23 protein-coding genes and 1 tRNA gene are annotated in these 22,952 nt (G+C 64.4%); 11 read left to right on the top strand and 13 right to left on the bottom strand.

Annotation, left to right across the window (positions count from 1 at the left end):
• The first annotated feature begins 196 nt into the window (after positions 1-196).
• Positions 197-979 carry a hypothetical protein gene (locus IHE57_RS09160; protein ID WP_209372598.1) on the top strand — a complete coding sequence of 261 codons (783 nt, stop codon included), beginning with the start codon at positions 197-199 and terminating at the stop codon, positions 977-979.
• Positions 980-1,062: 83 nt separating this feature from the next.
• On the opposite strand, the gene IHE57_RS09155 is transcribed toward IHE57_RS09160, so the two are convergent.
• Complete coding sequence (locus tag IHE57_RS09155; protein WP_366933917.1) at positions 1,063-1,266, bottom strand: helix-turn-helix domain-containing protein; 204 nt, start codon at positions 1,264-1,266, stop codon at positions 1,063-1,065.
• Between the two features lie 123 nt (positions 1,267-1,389).
• Between IHE57_RS09155 and IHE57_RS09150 the strand changes: the two genes are divergently transcribed.
• Together IHE57_RS09150 and IHE57_RS09145 are read left to right on the top strand one after the other, a co-directional pair.
• Entirely contained in the window at positions 1,390-2,280 is an 891-nt protein-coding gene (locus IHE57_RS09150) for a PASTA domain-containing protein (RefSeq protein ID WP_209372594.1), read from the top strand.
• Positions 2,281-2,292: 12 nt separating this feature from the next.
• Positions 2,293-2,985: a hypothetical protein gene (locus IHE57_RS09145; protein ID WP_209372592.1), complete on the top strand. Its 693-nt coding sequence runs from the start codon at positions 2,293-2,295 to the stop codon at positions 2,983-2,985.
• Here the strand turns inward: IHE57_RS09145 and IHE57_RS09140 are convergent.
• From IHE57_RS09140 to IHE57_RS09110, 7 genes are all read right to left on the bottom strand, one after another.
• Complete coding sequence (locus tag IHE57_RS09140) at positions 2,958-4,493, bottom strand: terminase large subunit domain-containing protein (protein ID WP_209372589.1); 1,536 nt, start codon at positions 4,491-4,493, stop codon at positions 2,958-2,960. The genes IHE57_RS09145 and IHE57_RS09140 overlap by 28 nt on opposite strands.
• The gene (locus IHE57_RS09135; protein WP_209372581.1) at positions 4,490-5,122 is read right to left on the bottom strand and encodes a hypothetical protein; all 633 of its coding nucleotides are present in this window, start codon (positions 5,120-5,122) and stop codon (positions 4,490-4,492) included. Before IHE57_RS09135 ends, IHE57_RS09140 begins: the two co-directional genes overlap by 4 nt.
• Positions 5,123-5,227: 105 nt before the next feature.
• A complete protein-coding gene (locus tag IHE57_RS09130; protein WP_209372579.1) occupies positions 5,228-6,190 on the bottom strand; it encodes a hypothetical protein in 963 nt (320 codons plus the stop codon).
• A 122-nt stretch (positions 6,191-6,312) separates the two neighbouring features.
• The gene (locus IHE57_RS09125; RefSeq protein ID WP_209372577.1) at positions 6,313-6,600 is read right to left on the bottom strand and encodes a WhiB family transcriptional regulator; all 288 of its coding nucleotides are present in this window, start codon (positions 6,598-6,600) and stop codon (positions 6,313-6,315) included.
• On the bottom strand, positions 6,593-6,973 hold the full coding sequence (locus IHE57_RS09120; RefSeq protein ID WP_209372576.1) for a hypothetical protein: 381 nt from the start codon (positions 6,971-6,973) through the stop codon (positions 6,593-6,595). The genes IHE57_RS09125 and IHE57_RS09120 overlap by 8 nt, the downstream gene beginning before the upstream one ends.
• Before the next feature lie 975 nt (positions 6,974-7,948).
• The gene (locus tag IHE57_RS09115; RefSeq protein WP_209372573.1) at positions 7,949-10,183 is read right to left on the bottom strand and encodes a bifunctional DNA primase/polymerase; all 2,235 of its coding nucleotides are present in this window, start codon (positions 10,181-10,183) and stop codon (positions 7,949-7,951) included.
• 525 nt (positions 10,184-10,708) lie between these two features.
• Positions 10,709-10,864, bottom strand: coding sequence for an excisionase family DNA-binding protein (locus IHE57_RS09110; protein WP_209372694.1), 156 nt, complete (start codon positions 10,862-10,864; stop codon positions 10,709-10,711).
• A gap of 143 nt (positions 10,865-11,007) precedes the next feature.
• Here IHE57_RS09110 and IHE57_RS09105 point away from each other — a divergent pair, with 143 nt between their 5' ends.
• The 3 genes from IHE57_RS09105 to IHE57_RS16715 all read left to right on the top strand — a co-directional run bounded on the left by IHE57_RS09105 (position 11,008) and on the right by IHE57_RS16715 (position 13,273).
• The gene (locus IHE57_RS09105) at positions 11,008-11,574 is read left to right on the top strand and encodes a hypothetical protein (protein ID WP_209372571.1); all 567 of its coding nucleotides are present in this window, start codon (positions 11,008-11,010) and stop codon (positions 11,572-11,574) included.
• Between the two features lie 77 nt (positions 11,575-11,651).
• Positions 11,652-11,933 (top strand): hypothetical protein, encoded by a 282-nt coding sequence (locus IHE57_RS09100; RefSeq protein ID WP_209372570.1) that lies wholly within the window; start codon positions 11,652-11,654, stop codon positions 11,931-11,933.
• A gap of 113 nt (positions 11,934-12,046) precedes the next feature.
• Positions 12,047-13,273, top strand: coding sequence for a tyrosine-type recombinase/integrase (locus IHE57_RS16715; protein WP_209372568.1), 1,227 nt, complete (start codon positions 12,047-12,049; stop codon positions 13,271-13,273).
• A gap of 112 nt (positions 13,274-13,385) precedes the next feature.
• On the opposite strand, the gene IHE57_RS09090 is transcribed toward IHE57_RS16715, so the two are convergent.
• Positions 13,386-13,462, bottom strand: a tRNA-Pro gene (locus IHE57_RS09090).
• 231 nt (positions 13,463-13,693) lie between these two features.
• Here IHE57_RS09090 and gcvH point away from each other — a divergent pair.
• From gcvH to IHE57_RS09070, 4 genes are read left to right on the top strand one after another with little or no spacing between them, the layout of a single operon-like run.
• A complete protein-coding gene (gene gcvH / locus IHE57_RS09085; protein ID WP_209372566.1) occupies positions 13,694-14,098 on the top strand; it encodes a glycine cleavage system protein GcvH in 405 nt (134 codons plus the stop codon).
• Entirely contained in the window at positions 14,098-15,120 is a 1,023-nt protein-coding gene (locus IHE57_RS16710) for an FHA domain-containing protein (RefSeq protein ID WP_209372564.1), read from the top strand. Before gcvH ends, IHE57_RS16710 begins: the two co-directional genes overlap by 1 nt.
• Before the next feature lie 10 nt (positions 15,121-15,130).
• A complete protein-coding gene (locus tag IHE57_RS09075) occupies positions 15,131-15,616 on the top strand; it encodes a bifunctional nuclease family protein (protein WP_209372562.1) in 486 nt (161 codons plus the stop codon).
• A 10-nt stretch (positions 15,617-15,626) separates the two neighbouring features.
• Positions 15,627-17,021 (top strand): class II 3-deoxy-7-phosphoheptulonate synthase, encoded by a 1,395-nt coding sequence (locus IHE57_RS09070; protein WP_436627485.1) that lies wholly within the window; start codon positions 15,627-15,629, stop codon positions 17,019-17,021.
• Positions 17,022-17,183: 162 nt separating this feature from the next.
• Here IHE57_RS09070 and IHE57_RS16705 read toward each other — a convergent pair whose 3' ends face one another.
• Both IHE57_RS16705 and IHE57_RS09060 read right to left on the bottom strand, forming a co-directional pair.
• Positions 17,184-19,367 carry a protein kinase domain-containing protein gene (locus IHE57_RS16705; protein WP_209372558.1) on the bottom strand — a complete coding sequence of 728 codons (2,184 nt, stop codon included), beginning with the start codon at positions 19,365-19,367 and terminating at the stop codon, positions 17,184-17,186.
• Positions 19,364-20,569 carry a lytic transglycosylase gene (locus tag IHE57_RS09060; RefSeq protein WP_253720098.1) on the bottom strand — a complete coding sequence of 402 codons (1,206 nt, stop codon included), beginning with the start codon at positions 20,567-20,569 and terminating at the stop codon, positions 19,364-19,366. The genes IHE57_RS16705 and IHE57_RS09060 overlap by 4 nt, the downstream gene beginning before the upstream one ends.
• 156 nt (positions 20,570-20,725) lie before the next feature.
• Between IHE57_RS09060 and IHE57_RS09055 the strand changes: the two genes are divergently transcribed.
• On the top strand, positions 20,726-21,076 hold the full coding sequence (locus IHE57_RS09055; RefSeq protein WP_209324673.1) for an Rv2175c family DNA-binding protein: 351 nt from the start codon (positions 20,726-20,728) through the stop codon (positions 21,074-21,076).
• Positions 21,077-21,205: 129 nt separating this feature from the next.
• Here IHE57_RS09055 and IHE57_RS09050 read toward each other — a convergent pair whose 3' ends face one another.
• Together IHE57_RS09050 and IHE57_RS09045 are read right to left on the bottom strand one after the other, a co-directional pair.
• On the bottom strand, positions 21,206-22,393 hold the full coding sequence (locus tag IHE57_RS09050) for a polyprenyl synthetase family protein (protein ID WP_209372554.1): 1,188 nt from the start codon (positions 22,391-22,393) through the stop codon (positions 21,206-21,208).
• Positions 22,390-22,935, bottom strand: a complete 546-nt coding sequence (locus tag IHE57_RS09045; RefSeq protein WP_253720096.1) for a hypothetical protein — start codon at positions 22,933-22,935, stop codon at positions 22,390-22,392. Before IHE57_RS09045 ends, IHE57_RS09050 begins: the two co-directional genes overlap by 4 nt.
• Positions 22,936-22,952 lie beyond the last annotated feature (17 nt).

The raw sequence follows: 22,952 nt of genomic DNA, 5'->3' as shown, positions 1-22,952 counted from the left end.
CTTCACAAAGTCGGGCTAGCGGGATTTGAACCCACGACCTCTTCACCCCCAGTGAAGACTAGGCGCAGTGGCTTGTGCCGTCTGCCCTTATTTCATGCGGTTCTCTCGGACTGCTGACCTTTCTTGTTGTGTCTCTTCCTGCCTCATTCCGTGCCTTCTGTGAGAGGTTTGTGAGAGGTCGACATAGACTGAGCGGATGGCTCAGAAACCCAAGCGCGACATGGACATTGCTGAGGCGGCAAACTCACTGAAGACGCTTTTCATCACTCAGAATCTTTCCCTCGTGGCGATGCTCCACCCTGGCGCGCCGATCTTGGAGTGGCATCGCGAATTGACGGGCGCTCCTCGCGACGCTGATATACCTGTGGACCTGATGAAGCAGGATACAGATGAGGGAGTCCGCTTCTCTGCTCTGCAAGCTTTCGAGTACGTGCGAGAGCTACCAAGCGCAGACGTACAAAAGGACCTACTCGCCGGGCCGATGCTCCTCGGAGCGACCAAAATCGGCAACCTACTAATTCGACATGACCTAAACAGATCAGAAAGGCCGCTCACTCAGTTCGCACGGCATTTCAGAAACGCCGCCGCCCATGGCGATAGTTGGTATTTCAAAGGCGAGGAGCCGAAAAGCCCTGCCTACACTCGCGACGTTTGCCTCGACCAGTCTCTCGACGGCTCTCGTGCCACATTCGAGACCGTCGGACCATACGAGTACGTTATGTTCTTGGATGAGATAGCCGCTTTCGCAAAACAGGTGACGCTAGAAAAGGCGATTAAGTTGGTCTATCAACGTCGAGACAGCAAAAATCCCGCAGAGATACATGTAAGTCTGCAACAGGAACTTGAGAGCAGAGGCTTCATGTGTTCCGACCAATCCGTTCAATGGCACATCGCGCAATACACTGCACAGATTTATAACGGTAAGCTCCCAGAAGTCAACGTTGCGCCCCAAAGCTATCCCTTGGAGAATTCAAACTAACCACTTCAAGCCCTTGGCGTTTGAAGATGTGTCTCAAATTGCGAATGATGCTATCGGGTATGGGCGCAGCGACCTGGCGGCAATTAGTGGCAGTCGGCAGGCCCGGTGAGTAGCGAGAGAGGCTGCACCCCTATCGTCTCTGCCAGCCGCTCGACGGTCTGAAGCGTGAGGTTGCGCTCGCCGCGTTCAACGCCACCCATGTAGGTGCGATGTACTCCGAGGCGCTCGGCAAATGCCTCTTGACTCAGCCCGAGCCGTAACCGATGGCGTCGGAGGTTCTCACCCACGACGCGCTGCAACTCACCTTCCACTCGACCAAGCGTCTACCGGTGCTACTTTTTGGTCTACAGACTTATAAGTAGCACAATGGTGGTATAGATGTAGTGAACTACAGAAGCGATGGAGCCCGAATGACTGACCGCCCCACTGGAGAAGCACCACAGGCGCGCCCGAGGCAGCGCCGAGCCTCGAAACCGTTCTATAAGAGGTGGTGGGTCTGGACGCTGGCTGCGCTGGTCGTGCTCTCCGCTACCGGGGTGTTCGGCCAGACCGAGGACGCGCCGGAAACTGTCGAGGCCAGCTCTACCGAGGAGGCAGAGCCGGTAACGGTGCCCGATCTCGTCGGAAAGGCTGGAGACGAAGCCAAAGACGAGCTCGACGACCTCGATCTGAAAGCGGACTTTGTCGACGAGAGCGATGAGGATCGTTCGGTGATTCTGAAATCCAACTGGAAGGTTGAGAGCACGTCCCCCAAGGCCGGTGCAGAAGCCGAGCCGGGTGATGCCGTCACCCTCACAGTGTCCAAGATCGACGACGATCAGGAGTCAGCAGAGGAAAAGAAGGCTGAGAAGGCCGAGGAGGACAAGAACGCCGAGAATGAGGAGAAGGTCGACGAGGAGGACAAGAAGGCCAAGGACGAAAGCTCCAAAGAGAAGGAGTCGGAGTCCGAGTCGAAGTCGACAGACGATGACAAATTCGACTTCGACTACTACCAAGGCGAGGTCACAGTCCAGTTCGAGATTGACGACAATTTCACTACCGGACTGGTGGCCACCGGCGCGAAACAAGACACCATCGCGGCGCTCCAGGCCGCAAAGGCGAAGTACCCCGACTACAAGAGCATCGTTGTGATGGGTAGCGGCCCGACCGTCGACAAGTACGGCAACAAGGACAACTCCTACCTGTTCAGCGTTCGATACACACGAGACACTGTCGAGAAGATCGATTTCGACAACAGCGCATTGATTGATATTTGGGACCTTAGGGACGCGGGCATGGTCAACCCGGACCTCGACAAATAGGACGGAGACTCCATGAAGCGAATCACAGCCACTGCTACCGCACTGGGATTTCTAACCCTTTCGGCGTGCACATCGGCGACGGACGACTCACACACGGAGTCACAAGTCGCGGAGGCGAGTCCGCAGGCTCACGGGACTCAAGATGCCGACGGCGATTACGTGCAGACTGAGGCCGACCCGCCTGCTACTGCATCAGGTGCCACCTCCTATAAGGACGATGGCACCGGCTATTTCGACTTTGGCAAGACAGCAACTTTCCCGTCCGGCATGGAGCTGACCGTCGACTACCTCGGAGAGACGAAGTTCAGCGAGCACGGGACCGCGAGCAACTGCGCCGCAGGCGATCCGGTCGCCGTGTTCAAACTGACCATTGCCAACAACACCGGCTCGACGGTCAATCCAAGCGATAGTCTCGACATCGCAGGCGTCTACTACAAAGACGGGGTTCGTGGTTCCTACGATCCGGTCCTCGTCGATGCCCCGAACGTCTTTGACGACTGGCAGGGGAAGAAACTCGATAAGGGTATGTCGATTACCGAGCTGCCCGACGATGAGTCGGTCACGGCATATGCCGGGATGTGCCGCCCGGACGCATCAAACGACGAAACCGCCGTTCACGGCACCTTCGCCGACGAAGAGGTCGTCACTCCACTATGGACCGTGCCAGGAGCCGACCCCTACGACCGCCGCCGCCCAGTTTCGTAGCCATACGGGCGAGACATTCCCGCCACCGCATAGACCCGTCTCGGTGCGCTTGTCAGCCTCTTGGCCTGTGGTGGTATCCCTCCGGTCGGAGTGACGGCTCGTCGAGCCTCTCCCGAGCGATGTGGGGTCGGGAGTCGGTGTTCGTCGGAGGGAGCGACGCTTCTGCCGGGGACGCTGATCCCGCCCATGAGCGCGGCGGGCCGCTGAGAGAGGTCGGCGACGATCATGCCGACAGCGACCACGAGGTCGTCGTGAGTTCCTGGAGGGTTCTGGAGCTTCACTGTCGAGGGGTCAGTTTCGACCATGCAGGCGCTCATGAACTCCTCCCGAGTCTCGTCATCGTCAGGCAGGCTCAGCGAGCGGTCGCGGAGTGCGCCCCATAGCGACCGTGCGAGGCGATTCGCGCCCGCCGAGGAGAACACGAACTCCTCGGTCCGCACACCTTGTCTCTGGAGGTTCGTCGTCAATTGCTCCGCCTGCATCCGGTCGAAGCGGAGCTTGGCTCCGTACTCACGACAGACGCGCAGCGAGGCAGCCTCGACCTCGCCGAGGTCGACTCGACCCCCGCTGTCCGAGGGTCTCCAGCTCATCACCTTGTCGATGATGAACACGCGGCCCGCTGCACGCTCCTCGGCGTGACCGACCGCGAGCGCCGTGAGGTCGCGTCGCGTACCTACGTCGAGCGCGGCGACATACTCACGGCGAGGGTCGGGAGCGAACACCGGGTCGCCGGGACGGATGACCGCCTCGATGTCGGCAGGCGAGGTTAGCGCGTCGTCGCCCTCGGACCATTCGCAGAGGATCAGCCGTCGCCATTCTGAGGGGGTGAGGTCGTCTTTCACTTCGGCGATGTCCTCCTCATTCCACCAGGGTGAGGGGCCAGGGTGGAGCGAGGTGTGCCAGGCGGGCGAGGTCAGGGCCTTCTGCCACCTCTTCGCCCCGATGCCAGTCGGTGACCCCGCCGTCGTGATGATGATGAGCCGAGACCCTGGCACCTTCGGCACTGCCGAGGTGATGGCTGACCACAGTGTTCGGTGGTTCGGCGTGTTCGGCCAGACTGCCAGCTCGTCGACGATTTGGAGCCATGGTCGTTTACCGAATGCTGAGGCCCCGTCCGAGGTCTCGACGGTCAGGGTGGCACCTGTCGCGGTGTTCTCGACCGTCCTGCCGAGGACCCTCGCCCTCGACCGGAGTCCGGCGCGGTCGACGAAGCCGCTCAGCGCCTCCATGGTCAGCTCGGCCTGATCCGCGTCTGAGGCGTAGACCAGTGAGGTCGAGTTCGCGGGGGCCTCGGTGAGGAGTAGCGACAAAGTAATACCGGCGATGTCGGTCGTCTTGGACATGCCGCGTCCTCGGAGGAGGAAATGTCGCCGAGGCCCCTCGGAGTCGAGCACAGCGCGAGCATCGGCCAGTTGAAACGGGTGCGCCATTTCGCCCCACCTCGCGCCGTTCTCCAGGGGAAGAGCAGCGAGGAGGTCGAGCGCGGCGGTGGTCGGTGTCCTGCTCATCGGTCGTCCTCCTCGGGAGCGGTGTGGGGCCGGAGGCCGGAGAGGGTGCCATCGGCCTTCACCCGATGGAGTGCCGCGATCACGGGGTCGGGTCCAGCGTCGAGCACCGCCCGTCCCTGCGCGACGAGCGCGTCGAGGTCGACAGCAGGGCTAGTGCCCTCACGGACAGCTTTCGCCCTGAGCAAGGACAGCTCTGCCTCAGATCGAGGGTCCAGCCCGAGGCGGTCACGGGCAGCGGTAGCGCTCTTCTCGAACCAGCGGAGCATGTTCACCAGCGAGGTGCGAGGCTGTCCGTCGTCGTCAATGATGCCGATCTCGTCCAGGTGACGACGCAGGAGCGCCGCCCTCGCCTCAGCATCCGCCCATGCCGCCAGGGCCTCGGGATAGCTCCGCAGGTCGGGCCTGTCCTCGACGATGCCCGCCACGAGGGCGGCGCTCACGGCGCTGTAGACCCTCGGCGAGCGGTAGCCGCTCTGAAGACTCACGACGTTGTTCTCGGCGTAGTCCGGGTGTTTCGGTGAGCCGCGTCCTGCTCCTTTAGCGGGGCGGTACCACGAAGGCCACTGCTCGGGCGGGAGCTTGGCGACCTCGGCGGCGGTCAGGCCCTTCTTCTTTTTTCTACCAGCCACGATGCGGTCCTTTCTCGGTCAGATGGTCAGGCCCGGCCAGCAAGTCGAACCTGTGGAGAGTCCTGTGGATATTGAGGCCCAGGCCCCTCGTCGGCGTGCTTTCGCTCATCGCCCGACCCTCCCGGTCTCGAACTTCTCCCGCAGGTCTGCGAGGTCGATGTGCGCCCAGGGGGTCGAGTTCGGTTCGATGTTCATCACGCCCCAGGCTGGAGGATCGAGGCGCACGTTCTCGATGCCGAGCTTGCGCGAGATGCCTGCCGCCTCCAACACAAGGCGCTCCATCATCGACTGCCCGTAGGCCCCGTACGCCTCAGCGGCATCGGCGCACGTCCGGCACACCGACACGCGCCGGTGTGCGGTCGAGGTGCCGCCGAGCGAGGATGGTGAGACCCTCGCCTCGGTCCACGCCGACGATGCCCGCGAGGGGAGGGCCTCGACCGAGGCGACCCCGCAGAGGTAGCACCCGCCACCAGTGGGCGCTGGGGTCGGTTGGGGGCGCTCGGTCAGGGCGCGGAGGAACGCGGCCACCGCTTGCCGGGCGCGAGCACGCCCCTCCTCGGGCACGTGTGACCATGGCAGGGCCGCGCCGGTGCTCGGGTCGGCCTCGGCCTCAGCGACGGGAGCGAACCTGCTCTCCCACACCAGGCCGAGGGCCTCGGGTGTGAGGTAGCGAATTGCCAGGCGGACCCGTCGGGCCGAGGTCAGCTTGAGGTCGTGCTCGGCCACGGCGGCGACGGCGAGCGCACGCTCGACGGCGGTGTTCGCTATCACGTCGGAGATGAGGCGACCTCGGCCCTCGGGGTGCTCCGCGTTGACCGCCACGGCCTGCTCTCGGAGGCCCTCGCAGGTCGAGCACCTTGTCATGATGGTCTCGAACTCCTGTGCCGCTTTCCTTCGCAGTGACGGCGACCCGCCCCGGTACTCCCGACCGAGAGAGGTGATGGTGTCCTGCCCGTGCTGGACGGTCGGGGCGGTCGCTACTCCGCAGACGCGGCAGCCGAGCCAGGCGTCGGCCAGGTCGACGGTGGGGCTGAACTCGGGAGCGTAGGGGTTGGTTTCGTAATACATATTGGGGCCTTTCGTTGTGATTCTTCGCCACCACTTGGTCAGGGGTGGCACGGTCGAGATGGTGTCGATGTGGGGGTGGAGCGCCGGGGGTGACGACGAGGACGAGGGCCGAGGGCGCGGGATCACAGCGGGTCACCGCCGTTGCGTCTCAGTGGTCGAGGCTCCCCACCGCGCCACTTGCCCGCCCAGAATCCCGCCTCAGGTCTGGCCGTGGTGGCGAACTCCTGGCACAGCTCCAGCAGTGGGCAGGATCGGCAGGTCTGCCTCATGTCGATGTGGTCCCTGAGACCGCCGCCCTGCCTGATGCGGTCGTCGATGAACCGCTCGTCACCTTCGCAGGCGGGGCGCTCCTCGGCCATAGCCGCGAGGAGCGGCGCGAGGGCGGCATGGGAGCGTCTGCGGTTATCCATCGCGGTCGTCTCCGCTCTGCTCGTCGTCATCGTCCGGCGCGTGCTCCTGTGCTGTCGGTGGAGCGCCTGCCGAGGCCACTGCCGACACGACGGTCGACTGTCCCGACCTCCGGTTGTCGTCGGCCAGGATCGCCGCCTCTAGCCTCATGACGTGGAGGTAGCAGTCGTCAAAGATGCGAGTGGGATAGCCGAGGTTGCCTCGGCACCAGCTACCTCGCTTCGACCGGCAGATCGGGCAGGGCGTGTTCTTCGCCGTGTCGACCAGATCGAACAGCTTCGAGCGCTTCGGGACGTGGGTCGACGGGGCCGCTTCGGCCTCATTCCCGCGAACCTGTGAGGACTCCTGTGAGAAGCCGATAGGTGATCCGGTCATCGCTCCAGGTGAGAGGGTAGGCGAGTCGTTAGACCCACTTCTCCACTCGGGAAGTGGGGCACTCTTGCGGTACTTGGTGCTCATGCCTCACACCTCCTCGCGCCTGCCTCGGCAGGTCGAGCAGGCAGACTCACCAGCTCATGCCAGCCAGTCCCGTTGCAGGCGTGCCCGCAGCGGGATGAGTTCAGCCATGCCCTCGCCTTCGTCGCGTCCGCCTCGGTGACGTACAGAGCGACCGTGAGGCCACGCCCGCAGTGGCTCAGGACGGCGTGCGGTCCGTCGCCCATCACCCACTCGGCGCGCGGCCACCGGCACCGTGCGAGCGCCCTGTGTGATCTGTGCACGCGACCGCAGGTGCGTGGAGCAGGCCGCGCGACTGTCGAGGCGAACTCGGTCGCCCTGCGGACAAGGTTGGCAAGGACAGATGTCGACTTCTCGCCCAGGTCGTGGTCTTGCGTCATTGGTGGGGGAGTGGCCGGTGCAGTGCTCACAACTGACTCAGGTGTCTTGGCGCTCATTGTGATCTCCTCGGAATGATGGACTCGCGCACGCGCGAGGACAGTAATGGTGGCGTGGCGCTCTGATCAGGGGTGGAGTTCCCTGCCCCGGGCGGTGGGCTGAAGCTCTTCAGTTGGCTTCGCGTATCAGGCCAATGAGCGGGTGATTTCATCTGTTCAAACACCCCGCTCGCGCCCAGGCTCCAGGGGGTCGCGCGCCCGCGCACCCTAAAGGGTGCGCGCGGGTGCGCGGGCACCCCCGGAAGGATGCCTCCGTGCCGAGGCCGCGCAGAACCCGCGCAGACCATTGCGCGGCTACGATCCGCTAGAAAAAGTGGCAGAAGAGGCCCAACGCAGTGACCCGCGCAAACCCGCGCATATCGACGCGCGGCCAGAATGCCCCGCGCAAGCCTGGTCTGATTCGGGTCACTATTTGCATTCTCGTGCGCGGGGAACAAACGTTCTATTTCTATTTGTATTACCACCCTTCGACCTCCTCGGCTTCCCCCGCTTCGACTGTTTCGATGATGAGGCCGCGCTCGCGCTGTACCTTCTCGACGAGGCGACCTGTCACGCCCGAGGGGAATTCCTCGCCCATCTCCTCGGCGCGTTTCTTCTCGCGCATGACGACATCGCGGGCATGGCGAGCGCCTGCGTCGGTTGGTACGTCGAGCCGGTCGAGCAAGTCGCGGATGTCTTGGGTGACGGCTCCGAATGTGCTGCGCTCGGGAATGAACGCCAGACGGCCCGTCTCGTCGAGCGACCGCCGAAAGGTGAGGGTGGACCCGTCGCCTTTGGATCGCTGCTTGGTATTGACGAGAGAGAACACCTCGCGCTCACGCTCATCTCTCTTGAGGGTCCAGCTCCCACCCACGTCGTCACGCTTGCCGCTTGATCCGCGTGCACGGTCGCCCGCCCAGCCAGTATTGTCGGTGCGGATCACGGTCAGCCCGCGCCGCTTCAGCTCAGCACTGGTGAGGTTGTACAGCCGCCTCATCGTGTCAGAACTGTTTTCCTCGCCCTCGGTCACACGCTGAGTCGAGTCCAGGATGAGAAGGTCGCCGCGTCCGATGCCGTATGCGTCGAGGATCGCTCGCAGTTGCTCAGCTCCCTTGTCGGTGTCCAAACCGCGCAGACGAGGCATTGAGAGTAACAGCAGGCGTTCAGAGACTCTCTCGACATTCTCTGGTGTCACGCCAAGGTCGGTAAGCCTCTCGGCGTGGTCGTCATCGCTGTTCTCCATGTCGACGATGAGCACGCGAGCAGACCGAGCGAACGTGAGCTGCCGACCGATGAAATCGGGCCGCTCCATGGCCAGCGCCACTGCGAGCGCTTGCACCAGCAAGCTCTTTCCTTCGCCCGCAGGGGCGATGATCGAGACCTGCTCGCCTTCGGGGACCACTCCATGCCACGCCCATGCACGCTCGGGGCGGTCAGGGTCAACAAGCGCAGCCAAGTTCGCCAGAGGATAAGCCTTTCGCACTTCCTCGGCTGGAGTGCTCGCGCGTCCAGCTTCCGCAGAGCAATTGACAGGCTCACGCACCGTCGCCTCGGCGACCTCGGGAACGATCTCTGCCTCAGCCGTGGTCGTCACGCTCTCGATCTCCTCAGTGCCTGTTCCTGTGATCTCGGCGGGGCGCTCGCCGACCCTCTCGACGGCGCTCGCCCACTTGTGCTCGACTTGCCTAGAGCCGAACCGTCGATCTTGAGGACACGCCGCGAGATACTGCTCGCGCACGTCGTCGAGCGGGTACCCTTCAGGGTCGGCATTGCTCAGCTCGACCAGGCGCACTGCCGCCGCGAATGCGCCGGTGTCCCAGCCGTGCCCGCGATCATTGCGCTGATCTTTGCCGAGCTTGCCAAGCTCGTGCAGCTCGGCGAGCACGCCCTCGACAGCCCTTCCGACGTAGGCGCTCGGAACAGTCGTTCCGGGCCTGAGGTCGGCTGTTGTCGCACTCAAGGTATGCCGCCCATATCTCTGCCCCTGAGAAGTGTCCTCGGGGCGGCTCATGAGGTCGAGAAGCACCTCCGGCACTGTGAGCGCACTGAGCATCGTCACACCCTCGTCCTCCACTACAGGGAAAAGGTCACGCACAGCGCCCGCGTCCTTCTCTGCGGCGGCGCGGTGATAGCCCAGGTCGGTAGTAATGCGGTAGAAGGCTCCCGAGACATGACGACACCCTGGGCCGACGACGTAGAAGCCAGCGCCTCGGACATCGACATGCGGGGCGACCGCACCAGAAGCCGTGAGCAGGTCCACGCCCTCGGGCACGGCTCCGTATAGGTGCACGCCTCCGTCGGGGCGTCCGGTCGTTACTTTGAGGGTCGAGCGTGCCCAGACAGAGACCTCGGCATGCCTTGCGGCCAACTCGTCGAGCCACGCTCGACCCTCGGGGCCGTCGAAATCGAGCACTGCCAGGCCACGACCACAGAGGAGGCCCCAGTTCGGTCGTTGCCCCATCGTCCGCAGGACCTCTACCTCATAGTCGAGCACCTGCTCGGCGCGGCTGAACGGTTGGGACCTTGATCCCAACCCGAGAGCGTGGGTGGGTTGCTTGCCACTAGGCACCAGGGCCACTACTGGCACGCCTGCCTCTACCGCCGTCGCCGCGTTGAGTGCCGCTGATGAGGTCAGGCTTTCATCAAGCTCGCCGACCAGGTCGTCGAGCGTTACGAAACTTGCGGAGTTTTCAGCGCGAGGTAGTGTTGGCATCGCCCCTCCGATCAGCGGTGGGGAGAAAAATTGAGCCAAGATCAGGCTTCACTCTCGGTACAGCCGTCACCGGCAGTTTCGCCCTTGGTTCCGTCGAGCGCGATCTCGATGCCCATGTGAGAAGTGCCCTCGGTGTAGTCGGGGGCACTTCGCTTTTTCGAATCATCATGTGAGTCCTTTCTGAAATGCGGAGGGCCGAGCGGCCCTTGTAGGACTGCCCGGCCCTCGCGCCAGCGGCATGTGCGATCTGGATCTTGATCGCTCAGAAGTGTTGAGAGGCAAGCGACCCGCCTCTCGACACGCGTCGCTCCCAGTCGGCGAATGCCGCCGCGATCTCGTCGGTCGAGTGTGTCGGGGTGGCCGATCGACGCTCTTTCTCGTCCCGTCGAGCTTTTTCGACTTGCCGGGCTTGCTCCTCAGCTTGTCGTCGTTGGGCTTCGACCTGTTGCCGCTCCCGCTGTCGAGCTTCGGCGGCGGCGATCATGTCCGCACGACGGAGTCTGCGACGGTGCTCATCCTGACTCATCATCGTGCGGCCCCGGCGATGAACTCTGCGAGGGCGGACTCGGGCACGCGTAGGAGTCGCCCCACTCGGATGGCCCGGAGCGCACCCTCGGCTATGACGCGATACACGGTGTCATTGATGCACTCAAGATGAGCGGCTACCTCGGACACTTTCATTACTCTCTCCAATGTTGGGGACTCGACAACTGCGGTCATGTCTTCCTCCAATTTCCAGCTTTTGCTTGTTTCATCTGATGTCTGCCGACGACTTTCACTTTAGAAGGTTGTAATTGCAGACACCAACCTATAATCTTGTAGACATGACGAAACGCAATCCAACTTGGAGAGCGAGAAGCGGTCCAGACCGCCCCGCCAACGAAAGGCAAGATAATCACTCACACCGAGAAACCTGGGTTGAAGTCGAGGACGGCAGAGGAGGCCGATGGACGGTCACGCTCGGAGACGGCGAGAGGATCACCTCACTCACGGTGCATGCCGATAACGTAAAGCAGTCTCATCTTCGAGGAGTGCCCCTTACCGAAATCCGAGCAGTGGCCTATTCCTACATGAGGCAGGTCGAACAACATTTAGATGAGGGTTTCCGGCTCGATGATGCTCTCGACGAGGCGGAGCAGCCCGACCTCATGCCCGACGGCAGAACGCCTGTCGCCGAGTTCTTGCAGGCCTATCGTGACGCCGGTCCGAGACGGCGACCAGACGGCACGATCGCCCGCACGCCTCGCCGCCAAGCCCTTTCAGAGCATTACGGCGTGACTGAGTACACCGTCGACAAATGGGTGCGCTTCCTACGAGACGAGGGACACCTTGAAGAAAGCGCCATCCAGCGCAATAAACGAGCTTCCGGCCCTGACGGGTCGGAGAAATAGAAAGCGGCCCCGGACTTCCGCCAAGAACACCCGGGACCGCCTGACTGAAACTCATATTTGAGAACGGAGAAACAGCCATGCACCAGACTACCCATCTCACTCTCGCCGAGGCCATAGAGCCGCACCTGAGCGTGATCTACAGCGAGGAGGCTCCTGTCGACCGCCTCGGTGGGGTCGATACCACCACGGGCCTCATGCTGACCAGGATCGCCGACAGTGCCGTCGTCTACCGTCTCGGCTGCGGTCAGCATCGCGACGATGACGAGATTCGGCGTATAACAGCCAAGTTCATCGCTGAGGGCGTTCTACCCATACGGGGTGGAGTAGTTCGTCTGACCTCCGAGGAGGTGGCGGCATGAGCACGGGTAGCCGCAGAGCAATCCCCGCCGACGCTCTCAAGACGTGTCCCTCGTGCGGAGAGCCCTGAGGCAACCGCCGACAAGGCTGGGGGCCGATCCACAAGGGCGATGAGGTGGTCGGCTACACCTGCCCCAATTGCCCGATGTGGGATGAGCCGATCCGTCGAGTCGAGGCGGCACGCGGCGTTCGCTTCCGCGTCGTCGTCGATGCCACGCCCCGAGGCGCGGCCAAGCGCAAGCAAGCGACCAAGACTCTCGACAGTCTCAGTGAGGCGCGCCAGTTCGTCGCTAAAGTGCGCGCTGAAGTGTCTGAGCGTGGTGGGTTGGATTCCCGGACGCTCACTGTGAAGTTGCTCGTCGAGAAGTTCGTCGCCTCGCACTCGAACGTCCGCAAGACGACGGCGGAGAACTACCTGTATCGGGCCAAGCCGATTACGGACGCCCTCGGCGATATCCCCGTCCGTGACCTCAGGCCGTCGCACGTCGACGAGTTCAAGGCTGATGCCCTGTCGGGGCAAATCGCCCGCCGGGACGGCAAGCCCTACGCTGTGACGACAGTTAGAGGTGCGATCAAGCATCTCGCCCAGGCGCTCGACTACGCGATCCGTGACGACATCATTACGCGCAACGTTGCTCGTGTCGTAGACATGCCGACGGCTCGGCAGGTTATCGGTGTCGATCTGGAACATTGGAAGACGACGGGCCGGGGGAGCGCGGCTGTGTGCGCCGACCTCGACAAGTTCCGCGCCAAGGCCGACCTTGTGCGCCTCGCCGGGGCATGGCGACTCACCTTGTGCGGACTCACCCGTGCCGACGTGATGGGACTGAGGTGGTCCGACGTGGACCTCGACACGGGCACCGTGGCGATTCGACAAGGTCGCGTGATCGCGGACAAAGGTAGCGGAGATGCTGTGGGGGAGACGAAAAGCCCTCAGCGTCGTCGCACCGTTCCGGTCGAGGAGGTCGAGCCGGGCACGCTTGACCTGTTGCGGAAGCTCAAGACTCGGCAGAGTCGAGAGAAGCTGGAGGCGGGAGCGGCCTACTCCGACACGGGCTATCTCGTGGTCGATGAGCTAGGGCACCCGATCCGGCCCGAACTCTACTCGGATCACTTCCGTGCACTCTGCAAGTTGGCCAAGGTGCCTGTAATCCACCTCCACAGCGTGCGTCACACTCTCGCGTTCCTCATGCACCGCCTCGGGGTGCCTCCCGTCGACGCCGCCGCGTTTCTCGGGCACACCGTCGAGGTCCATATCGGCACTTACCTCAAGGACGCTGGGTCAGATGGAGTCGGGCAGGCGGGCAGTACGCTCGGCGCTCGCCGTCGGAACGCGAGCTGACGCTCTCGCGGTTTGTGAGAGGCCCTGTGAGAGGTAAACAAAATGCCCCGCCACACAGTAAGTGTGGCGGGGCATTCTTCCGCTTAAATTCAAGGAAGTTGAGCGGCGGATATGGTCGGGCTAGCGGGATTTGAACCCACGACCTCTTCACCCCCAGTGAAGCGCGCTACCAAGCTGCGCCATAGCCCGTTACCGTACTCCCTCGTGGGCAACGAGAACCAGCTTATACCGATCGGGGGCCAAGTGCCAAAACCGCATACCGTGAGCTCCGAAAAACGGGTATCATCCCAGGTGGATACCGAAGAACCGAGACTGTCTCAGGCCTGCCTCGGTGAGTCGGTAACATTTCCGTTTCGTGATTGTTATGAAAGTGGTCCAGGCGGCTATGCTTGGTACACCGACAAACTAAGAGGAGTCGACATGGCAGATCTGGATTATCCAGTGTCTTTGCGGTACTCGCGCGACCATGAGTGGATTGCGACCACGGAGGACGACGCCGTTGTCCGTGTGGGTATCACTGATTTCGCCCAGGAGCAGCTGGGTGACGTCGTCTATGTCGACCTTCCTGCCGTGGGCGATTCGATCACCGCTGGGGAGTCCTGCGGCGAAGTCGAGAGCACGAAGAGCGTCTCCGACCTCATCGCACCCGTCTCCGGGACCATCACCGAGGTCAACGACTCGCTCGACGACGCGCCCGAGACCGTGAATTCGTCCCCCTTCGAAGACGGGTGGATGTATCTTGTCGAACTCAGCGAACCCGGGCAGGTCGAATCGCTGATGGACAGCGAGCAGTACAAAGAGCTCATTCAGAGCGAGGAGGCATAATGTCGCAGAATAACGATCAGAATCGACCGGCCCCCTCGCAGTCCTGGTACGACAACGGTCAGGTTCCCCAGTCGAAGAAGTTCCCTTTCGGGGCCGGCAACGGCAGTGATGAGTCGGCGACGCGGATGAACCCGCAGGTCGATCAGAATCCGCAGGGCAGCACTCCGCCCTACGGTCAGCAGCCTGCCGACGATGCGCCACAGGCACCGCAGTTCGGCAATGGCCAGAACTATGGTGCGTCACAGCCGGGCAACCAGCCGTATGCCGGCAACGGGCCGGGCAGCCAGGGCCAACAGCACCAGCCGCAGGGCTATGGTCAGCCCCAGGGGAGCCAGCCGCAGTACGGTTCGAACGGTGCGGGCCATTACGGCCAGCCTCAGGGCAGCCAGCCGCAGCCGGGCGGCTATCCGCAGCAGAGCGGTCAGCCGCAGTACGGTTCGAACGGTGCCGGTCAGTACGGTTCGAACGGCGCCGGTCATTACGGCCAGCCTCAGGGCAGCCAGCCCCAGCCGGGCGGCTATCCGCAGCAGAGCGGCCAGCCCCAGTCAGGTGGCTACGGTCAGCCGCAGGGCAGTCAGCCCCAGTCCGGTCAGCCGCAAGGCGGCCCGGGCGGTGGAAGCCGGGATCAGATGAGCGATTCGGGCCGTCAGCAGTTCCAGGGGATCCTGGATCCGCACACCGGTGAGATCCATCCGGTTCCCGACCTCGACGGTCTGCAGGAAGCCGATGCGCTCCTCGTCGTGGTCTCCGGACCCGACTCGGGCTCGCAGATCCTGCTCGACACCGATGTGGTGACCGTGGGCCGCAGCCCGAACGCGGACATCTTCCTCGACGACGTCACCGTATCCCGCAAGCATGCCGAGTTCATCCGGACGCCCAGCGGGTTCACGCTGCGGGACACGGGGTCGCTGAACGGAACCTATGTGGGCCGTCAGCTCATCGATTCCATCGAACTCCAGAACGGAGCCGATGTGCAGATCGGCAAGTTCCGAATGATCTTCCAGCAGCGTCCGCGCTCCTGACCGGGGGATAATGTCAAAAGTCGAAGTCGAGGTTGTCGGCGTCCGCATCGAAATGCCTGCCAACCAACCTATTCTCCTGCTCAAGGCCAGTGAACCCGCCTGCTATCTGCCGATCTGGGTCGGCGCGATCGAGGCCAATGCGCTGTCGATCGCGCAGCGGGGGCTGACCCCGCCGCGTCCGATGGCGCACGCCCTTCTGCTCGATGTCCTCTCCAAGTACGACGCCGAGCTCGAAGACGTGACGATCAGCGGCAAGGACGGTCAGATCTTCCTGGCCGAGCTCCACACGAATGACGGCAAATCGATCTCCGCGCGCCCCTCGGACGCGGTGACGCTGGCACTGACTGCAGAGTGCCCCGTCTACGTCGAATCCCAACTGCTCGAAGAGTCCGGAATCGAAGCCCCTGAAGCCGACGAAGAGGAAGTCGCCCAGTTCAGGGATTTCCTCGACAATGTGTCTGCCGAGGACTTCGAGACCGGAACAGAGAACCCATGAAAGTGAAACAGTGAGCCTCCACACCGATCCAGTGCTAGCCAACAGGGAAATCGCCGCTGCCGGCCATGACAATCTCCGCGGTCTCGACGACTGGCGTGAGATGGATCCGAAGCAGCAGCCGACCTATCTCGACAGCGCTGCGCTCGAAGAGGTGCTCGGTGATCTGCGGACCTCACCTCCGCTGGTGTTCGCCGGTGAGGCCGATGTGCTCAAGAAGCGCATTGCCGCCGCCTCCCGCGGAGAGGCCTTCGTCCTCGCGGGCGGCGACTGCGCCGAGTCCTTCGAGGGAGCGCAGGCGGACAAGATCCGGGCCCGGGTGCAGACGGTGCTGCAGATGGCGGCCGTGCTCACCTACGGAGGCTCGATGCCGGTGGTGAAGATCGGCCGCATGGCCGGTCAGTTCGCCAAGCCCCGTTCAGCCGACCTGGAGACTCGCGAGGGAGTCATCCTGCCTTCGTTCCGCGGGGACATCGTCAACGGCTACGAATTCACCGAGGAATCCCGTCGGCACGATCCCGAGCGCCTGCTCAAGGCCTACCACGTGTCCGCGTCGACGCTCAATCTCATCCGCGCCTTCACCCAGGGCGGATTCGCCGACTTGCGCTTCGTGCACGACTGGAACCGCGGCTTCCTCGCCTCGAACCCCGGCTACCAGCGCTACGAGCGGACGGCTGCCGAGATCGACCGCGCCATTCGCTTCATGGATGCCTGCGGAGCCGATTTCGAGGCGCTCAAGACGACCGAGTTCTATGCCGCCCACGAGGCTCTCCTGCTCGAGTACGAGCGGGCGCTGACGCGCATCGATTCGCGTACGGGTGAGGCCTACGACGTCTCCGGACACTTCCTGTGGATCGGTGAGCGCACCCGGGATATCGACGGCGCGCATGTGGACTTCCTGTCCAAGGTGCGCAACCCGATCGGTGTGAAGCTCGGCCCCACGGCCACAGCGGATGACGCCATGGCACTGGCCGAGAAGCTCGACCCGGATGCCGAGCCTGGTCGCCTCACCTTCGTCACCCGTATGGGCGCGGGCAAGATCGGTGAGACGCTGCCCGAACTGCTCGCCGGCATCGGCGATCGGCTGCCGCATGTGACCTGGGTCTGCGATCCGATGCACGGGAACACGATCACCTCGAACACCGGCTACAAGACGCGCCGCTTCGAAGACGTCATGGCTGAGGTCGAAGGCTTCTTCAACGCTCATCGCGACGCGGGCACCGTTCCCGGCGGCCTGCACATCGAGCTCACCGGCGACGATGTCACCGAGATCATGGGCGGAGCCACGGAGATCGATGACGAAGGCCTGCGTCGTCGCTACGAGACCCTCGTCGACCCCCGTCTCAATCACGACCAGTCGCTCGAGATGGCCTTCCAGGTCGCCGAATACCTCACCCGTCGGCACTGAGGCGCTCGAGGCTTCCCCGGAGCCGTTCCGGGAGACGGAATGACCAGGGACGTATGAGGACCGGCGCACCCGGACACTGAAAATGCCGGTGGCCCCGCAGTCGCACTGCGGGGCCACCGGCATTCTGCTGTGCTGAGAAGAAGCCTGTCGAGATTCTGCCGGTCAGTCCTTCTTGTCCTTGGAACTGTCCTTCTTGTCGTCCTTCGAGCTGTCTTTCTTGTCGTCCTTCGACTTCTCGTCCTTCTTGTCCTCCTTGGAGTCCTTGGAGTCCTCCTCTTTCTTCTCCTTGCCTTTGGAGACGCGGACGATGATGAGCGAGTTCGCAGGCTTGGCCTCGGTGCTCCTCGGATACTGTGAGACGACCTTGCCCTTGGGCACGTCATCGGAGAAGACTTCGTCCTTGCCGACCCGGAAGCCGCGTTTGGCCAGAGTCGCATAGGCGGCGTCGAAGGTCAGGCCCTCGACATTGGGCACGGGGATCGGCGCGACGCCCTTGGAGACGACGAGGTCGATCTTCTCGCCCTTCGACAGCTTCGCCCCGGGCTTCTCCGACGCCGAGATCACGGCGTCGTCCTTGACCGTATCGCTGTACTTCTCCTCGACCTTGCCGACGGCGAGGTGGGCCTTCTTCAGTGCGGCCTTCGCCTCATCGGAGCTCAGTCCCTCGAGTTCGGGGACGGCGAACTTCTCCTCGCCCTTCGACACGACCACTGTGACGGTCGAGTCCGGGGCCAGTTCGGAGCCGCTGACAGGCTCGGTGCCGATGACCACACCCGCGGGCACGGTGTCGTCGAAGACCTCCTTGGGTTCGGCCTCGAGATCGTTCTTCCGCAGCTGCGAGGTGACCGCCTCGACCTGCTTCCCCGCGAGTTCACCGGGCACGATGGATGTCGGGGCGGGAAGGTTGACGATGACCAGCCAGGCGATGAGCGCGAGCACGGCCACAGCCGCGACGACCGAGGTCAGAATCCGACGGCGACGGCGACTGGCAGGCACCCCCGCCGAGGCTGTGCCGGCGGCGGCCGCGACCGCGGCCTTGTCCTCATCGTCCGAATCGTCGGAATTCTGTGACTCGCTGTTCGCTGGCTCACTCGAAGAGGCAGCCGCGCCGGAGGCGGCGGTACCGGAGGCGGCGGCTTCGCCCGACTTCTCGTCGTCGGAGGACTTCGCGTCTTCGCCGTCCGACGAGTCGCCGCCCTCGTCGTCCGGCACCTCGGTCTCTTCGGGGTCCGCATCCTCGTCGGAACTCGAGGTCACCGCGGCGGTGACGCCGCCGATGCCCGCCGCTGCGGCCGCGACGCCGGCGCCGGCGGCAACCGGGCCCGCGCTGCCGCTCGCGGCGTCGCTCTCGTCCTCGGCGTCGTCCTCTTCGCCTTCGAGATACGGGATCTCGTCGGTGCGGGAGCGCTTCTCCTTCGGGAGCTCCTCGCCGAGATCGATGCTGGCGGTGAGCACGGGGGAGTGGTCCCCGGCAGCCACTTCGGGATCGCCGAGGTCCAGTTCGGCCTCACTCATCTCTGCGCGGGCCTCGGCCAGGGCCAGACGGAACTGAGCGGCGTCGGCGGGGCGGTCCTCCGGATCCTTCGACGTCGCCCACAGCACGAGCGCGTCGAGGCGCGGACTCAGACGCGGGACGACCTCGGAAGGAGGCGGCACCGTATCGTGGACATGTCGGTAGGCGACCTGGATCGGCACATCGTCGGTATAGGGCTGAGCGCCGGTGAGCATCTCGTAGAACATGATGCCGACTGTGTAGAGATCGGTCCGCGAGTCGGCTCCGGCCCTGGTGACGAGCTCGGGAGCGACATACCCGACGGTGCCGATGAGAGTCTTCGTCGTCGTCGCCGTCGTCACGGCCCGGGCGAGACCGAAGTCGGCGAGCTTCACCTGGCCATCGGTGCCCAGCAGCACATTGTCGGGCTTGAGATCCCGATGGATGATGCCGGTGGAGTGCACAGCCTCCAAGGCGGCGAGGATCGCGTCGAGGACGACGATGGCCTGCCGCGGGGTGAAGGTGCCGCGATGTTTGAGCTCGCGGCGCAGCGTCACCGAGGGCAGGTACTCCATGACGAGGTAGACGATGTCGCCGTCACGGGCCTGGTCGTGGATGGCCACGAGGTTCGGGTGGGTGAGGCGACCGGCATTGATGGCCTCGCGGCGGAAGCGTTCGACGAAGGTCTCATCTGAGATGAGGTGCTCGTGCATGACCTTGATCGCGATCTCGCGGTCCAGGCGCAGATCGGTGCCGCGATAGACCATGGCCATGCCGCCGCGGGCGACCTTGGCGTCGATGCGGTAACGGTCGTTGAGGACCGTGCCGATGAGGGGATCTCGGCGGGCGGTCACAGCGCCTCCTGCAAACGCGAACGCTGCAGCTGCACGGCGCGCACGAAGGCCTTCGTCTCGGGCAGCAGCCCGTCCGTGCGGACCGAGCGCAGGTCCTGGTAGTAGCCCGCCAGAGCCTCGTTCTCGGACTCGGCGGTCTCGATGAGCCACCCGAGGATGACGGTTCCGGCGATGATGTTGTCGCCGATGTCGAGCAGATCGAGACCGCGACCGACGATGTCGCTGGCCCAGCGGCCCGACCGCGGAGTCACCTGCATGATGCCGATGGCATTGCCGGCCGAGACAGTCGTGTGCTGGAATCCCGATTCCTGAGCCGCCACAGCCTGCATGAGTGCGGGGTCGGCGCCGAGCTCCTCGGCGATGGAGGCCACGATGAGCCGGGCCTGTGCCGGGGCCGGATGCCGGCGGTGGAGCAGGGTGTACTTGTTCAGCCGCGCCGCGTGGAGGACCGCCGGGCGGATGCCTTCGACCTGGGCGCTGGCGGCCACTCGGGGGATGTCGCGCGGCGGTTCGGGCGCCGTGCGGCGAGGGCGGGCCGTCGAGGGGCGCAGCAGAAGCAGCTCGCCGACCTTGAGGAAGGACTCCTCGCCCATGGCATTGGCCCGACGCAGGGTCGACGGCGAGATGCCGTGCCGGGCGGCGATGCCCTGCAGGGTCTCACCGGGGGCGACGACGTGGGACGGGTCCTCATCGGGCAGATCGTTCTTCTCCGGCAGCGAGAGCACCTGGCCCTGGTGGAGGTTCTGGCGCGGTGAGATCCGATTGAGTTCGGCCAGGGCCGGAACGGAGACCCCGTGCTTGCTCGCGACACCGTAGAGGGTGTCACCCTGTTTGGCTTTGTAGGTCCGGCCGCCGTGCGTGACGGGCACGGTCGCACCGGCCGTGCCTGAAGTCCACTGCGGCCCGGCGGCGGTCTCGGGTGCGGCCGCCGAGGCGGACGAGCCCTGGGGTGCGGCCTTCGAGTCCTCGGCGCTCGGATCGGCGGTGGGCCCCGCCTCGGTGGGGGAGGTCGCCGATTCGTCGGCGGAGGCATCCGCGGACGGGGTCGCCTCGGCGGGAGAGGTCGCGGATTCGTCGGTGGCAGTGTCGGCGGCATCGCCGCGCTGATCGGATTCGGGGTCGGCGCGATCGGCTCCTGGGATCGGACCGGTCGAATTCACCTTCGAGGCGGCACGGATGTCAGGAGCGGCGGTGATGGGCATCTGCTTATTCCGTCGCGGTCGTGTCATCTGTCACCTGTTGACTTCATGTCGAGTGGGGAAGCTACGATCCCCAGCCTAACGAGTGGCCGCCGCCGACCCGAGCATTCGGCTCCGCATGGCGGGGTGTTTCTGGCAAATATTGCTAGGCTTGAGGGCGTGAATACCGAAGAACTCGTCCAGGACTGGGCCCCGCTTCCCGATATCGCCGAGCTGACCGGGCTGAGCATCTCCCAGGTGCGCAGACTGCTCGAAGACGGCGCCATCTGCGGAATCAAGATCGGCAAGCCGAAGGTTCTGCAGGTGCCGTTGGCCTTCTTCATCGACGGCGAGGTCGTCAAACCGCTCAAGGGCACGCTGAACACTCTGCACGACGCAGGTTTCGACGACGAGGAAGCGATCGTGTGGCTCTTCACCCCCGATGACTCCCTGCCGGGCCGGCCCATCGATCTGCTCCGGGTGGGCAACCGCAAGGAAGTCCGGCGTCGCGCTCAGGCCCTCGCATTCTGAGCCGCACATTATTCTGAGCCAGTTCTGAACCGCGCCCGATTCTGAGTCTCACCCGGTTCTGAGCCGCGCGCCATCCTGAGCGATATCCGGCCGAGACTGCTTCCGATCCGAACCCCTCCGGAGGCGGTCTCAGCTCGTGCGGTAGCTCAGCCCCGTCGCGAACTCCCTGAGCCGGTCCTGCGCCGAGCCGCGGATGCGGATGCGGCCCGATTCGGCGGCTGCCCAGGCGTCGACGAGCCCCTGAGCCTGCGCGTGCTTGTCCGCGATGAATGACTCGACCGCTGCCAGACCTCCGGACTCGGTGATCATCTCCACGCATTCGGCCACCTCGGCGGCGGAGAGGTCCTGGTCGCCCAGACGCGCGGCCAGGACAGATCGCTGTTCGGCCGGGATCCGGGCCGCGGTCTCGGCGATGAGCACTGTTCGCTTGCCCTCGCGGATGTCATCGCCCGCGGGTTTACCGGTGGCCTCCGGGTCGCCGGCGATGCCGAGCACATCGTCGCGCAGCTGGAAGGCCTGACCGAGGGGGAGACCGAAGGCGGAGATCTCTGCGAGCACATCCTCGTCGGCCCCGGCCAAGGCCGCGCCGAGGAGGAGCGGCTGCTCGACCGAGTACTTCGCGGACTTGAAGCTCAGCACCTCCCACGCCCGGTCGGCGATGCGGGCGTCGTCGAGGTCGATCACCTCGGCGAGCACATCGAGGTATTGGCCGACCATCACATCGCGACGGACGGTGGCTCGCAGCCGGCGGGTGAGCGGGGTCCGGCCCAGCGTCTCCTCGGACCGTTCGAACAGCTCCTCGCTCAGCGCCAGGCAGATGTCGCCGATGACGATGGAGGAGGAGACGCCGAACGATGCGCCGTCGCCGCGCAGGTCGAACTGCTCGTGGCGGGCCTCGAACTGGCGATGCAGGGAGGGCTGACCGCGGCGCGTGTCCGAATTGTCGATGACATCGTCGTGGATGAGCGCCGCGGCATGCAGCAGCTCGAGCGATCCCGCGGCCTGCGCCAGCCCCGTACGGAGGTCGGCATCCTTCCCGACCGTCCCGCCGGCCAGCTGAAAGCCCCACCACAGGAGGACGGGGCGAATCCGCTTGCCGCCGCGTGTGAACGCGATGAGCGACTGACCGATCGCGGCCGCATCGGGGGAGATGGACTCGAACTCGGCGGCTTTCTCCGCCAGGAAGCCCTCGAGCTCAGCGGAGACCTCGGCGGCGATGGACTGCGGGGTGTCGAGATCGTCGACTCGCGCTGGTGTGCCCGCCCGAGGGTGCGGTTCCTGAGGTCCGCCGGGCGTCATGGGGCGATAAGAGGTCATGGAACGATGTTTCCGCCGATGGTCACGATCGATTGGTCCTTGCCGGCACCGTCATCGGCGATCGTGACGACCAGAACGCTGTCATTGTCCTTGTGCCGGAAATTCACCACCCGCGCGCTCTTCGTCTTCACCTCGTCGCCGAGCGGTTCGAAGCCGGCTTTGCCGAGCTCTTTCTCGTAGAACGCGAAGATGTTCTTCGCCTCTGCCTTCGTCTCGACGACGAGGCTGACCTGCTCGGGCTTTTTCGTGTCCTTGTCGTTGTGGGCCTTGACGATCGAGGCTGAGAGGACCTTGGAGTCCGGGTAGGGCTTGACGTATCCGGGCAGATCCCCGACATCGTTCGAGGTGTCGGGGTCCTGGCCTGTGGCCTCTGCCGAGGCCGGGGTCGAGGCGGTCGACGACTCCGCAGGCGCTGCCGCCGTCGAGGTGGTCTGCTCGGTCTGCGGGGTCGACTCGGTCTGGCCTCCCTCGGCCCCCGAACAGCCCGCGAGGGCGAGAGCGGCGGCGATGGGCAGTGTCATGACAGTGGTGCGCGATACCATGCTTCAAGAGTACCTGG

Origin of the sequence: Brevibacterium renqingii, assembly GCF_017808105.1 — a bacterium.
GTDB lineage: Bacteria > Actinomycetota > Actinomycetes > Actinomycetales > Brevibacteriaceae > Brevibacterium > Brevibacterium renqingii.
This window is presented reverse-complemented; position numbering and strand designations above follow the sequence as displayed.

What these genes read in the sequence shown, in the direction of transcription:
- IHE57_RS09160 (WP_209372598.1), top strand. Translation starts at nt 197, where the DNA reads ATGGCTCAGAAACCCAAGCGCGACATGGACATTGCTGAGGCGGCAAAC.
- IHE57_RS09150 (WP_209372594.1), top strand. Translation starts at nt 1,390, where the DNA reads ATGACTGACCGCCCCACTGGAGAAGCACCACAGGCGCGCCCGAGGCAG.
- IHE57_RS09145 (WP_209372592.1), top strand. Translation starts at nt 2,293, where the DNA reads ATGAAGCGAATCACAGCCACTGCTACCGCACTGGGATTTCTAACCCTT.
- IHE57_RS09140 (WP_209372589.1), bottom strand. Translation starts at nt 4,493, where the DNA reads ATGAGCAGGACACCGACCACCGCCGCGCTCGACCTCCTCGCTGCTCTT.
- IHE57_RS09130 (WP_209372579.1), bottom strand. Translation starts at nt 6,190, where the DNA reads ATGTATTACGAAACCAACCCCTACGCTCCCGAGTTCAGCCCCACCGTC.
- IHE57_RS09125 (WP_209372577.1), bottom strand. Translation starts at nt 6,600, where the DNA reads ATGGATAACCGCAGACGCTCCCATGCCGCCCTCGCGCCGCTCCTCGCG.
- IHE57_RS09120 (WP_209372576.1), bottom strand. Translation starts at nt 6,973, where the DNA reads ATGACCGGATCACCTATCGGCTTCTCACAGGAGTCCTCACAGGTTCGC.
- IHE57_RS09115 (WP_209372573.1), bottom strand. Translation starts at nt 10,183, where the DNA reads ATGCCAACACTACCTCGCGCTGAAAACTCCGCAAGTTTCGTAACGCTC.
- IHE57_RS09110 (WP_209372694.1), bottom strand. Translation starts at nt 10,864, where the DNA reads ATGAAAGTGTCCGAGGTAGCCGCTCATCTTGAGTGCATCAATGACACC.
- IHE57_RS09105 (WP_209372571.1), top strand. Translation starts at nt 11,008, where the DNA reads ATGACGAAACGCAATCCAACTTGGAGAGCGAGAAGCGGTCCAGACCGC.
- IHE57_RS09100 (WP_209372570.1), top strand. Translation starts at nt 11,652, where the DNA reads ATGCACCAGACTACCCATCTCACTCTCGCCGAGGCCATAGAGCCGCAC.
- gcvH (WP_209372566.1), top strand. Translation starts at nt 13,694, where the DNA reads ATGGCAGATCTGGATTATCCAGTGTCTTTGCGGTACTCGCGCGACCAT.
- IHE57_RS16710 (WP_209372564.1), top strand. Translation starts at nt 14,098, where the DNA reads ATGTCGCAGAATAACGATCAGAATCGACCGGCCCCCTCGCAGTCCTGG.
- IHE57_RS09075 (WP_209372562.1), top strand. Translation starts at nt 15,131, where the DNA reads ATGTCAAAAGTCGAAGTCGAGGTTGTCGGCGTCCGCATCGAAATGCCT.
- IHE57_RS09060 (WP_253720098.1), bottom strand. Translation starts at nt 20,569, where the DNA reads ATGCCCATCACCGCCGCTCCTGACATCCGTGCCGCCTCGAAGGTGAAT.
- IHE57_RS09050 (WP_209372554.1), bottom strand. Translation starts at nt 22,393, where the DNA reads ATGACCTCTTATCGCCCCATGACGCCCGGCGGACCTCAGGAACCGCAC.
- IHE57_RS09045 (WP_253720096.1), bottom strand. Translation starts at nt 22,935, where the DNA reads ATGGTATCGCGCACCACTGTCATGACACTGCCCATCGCCGCCGCTCTC.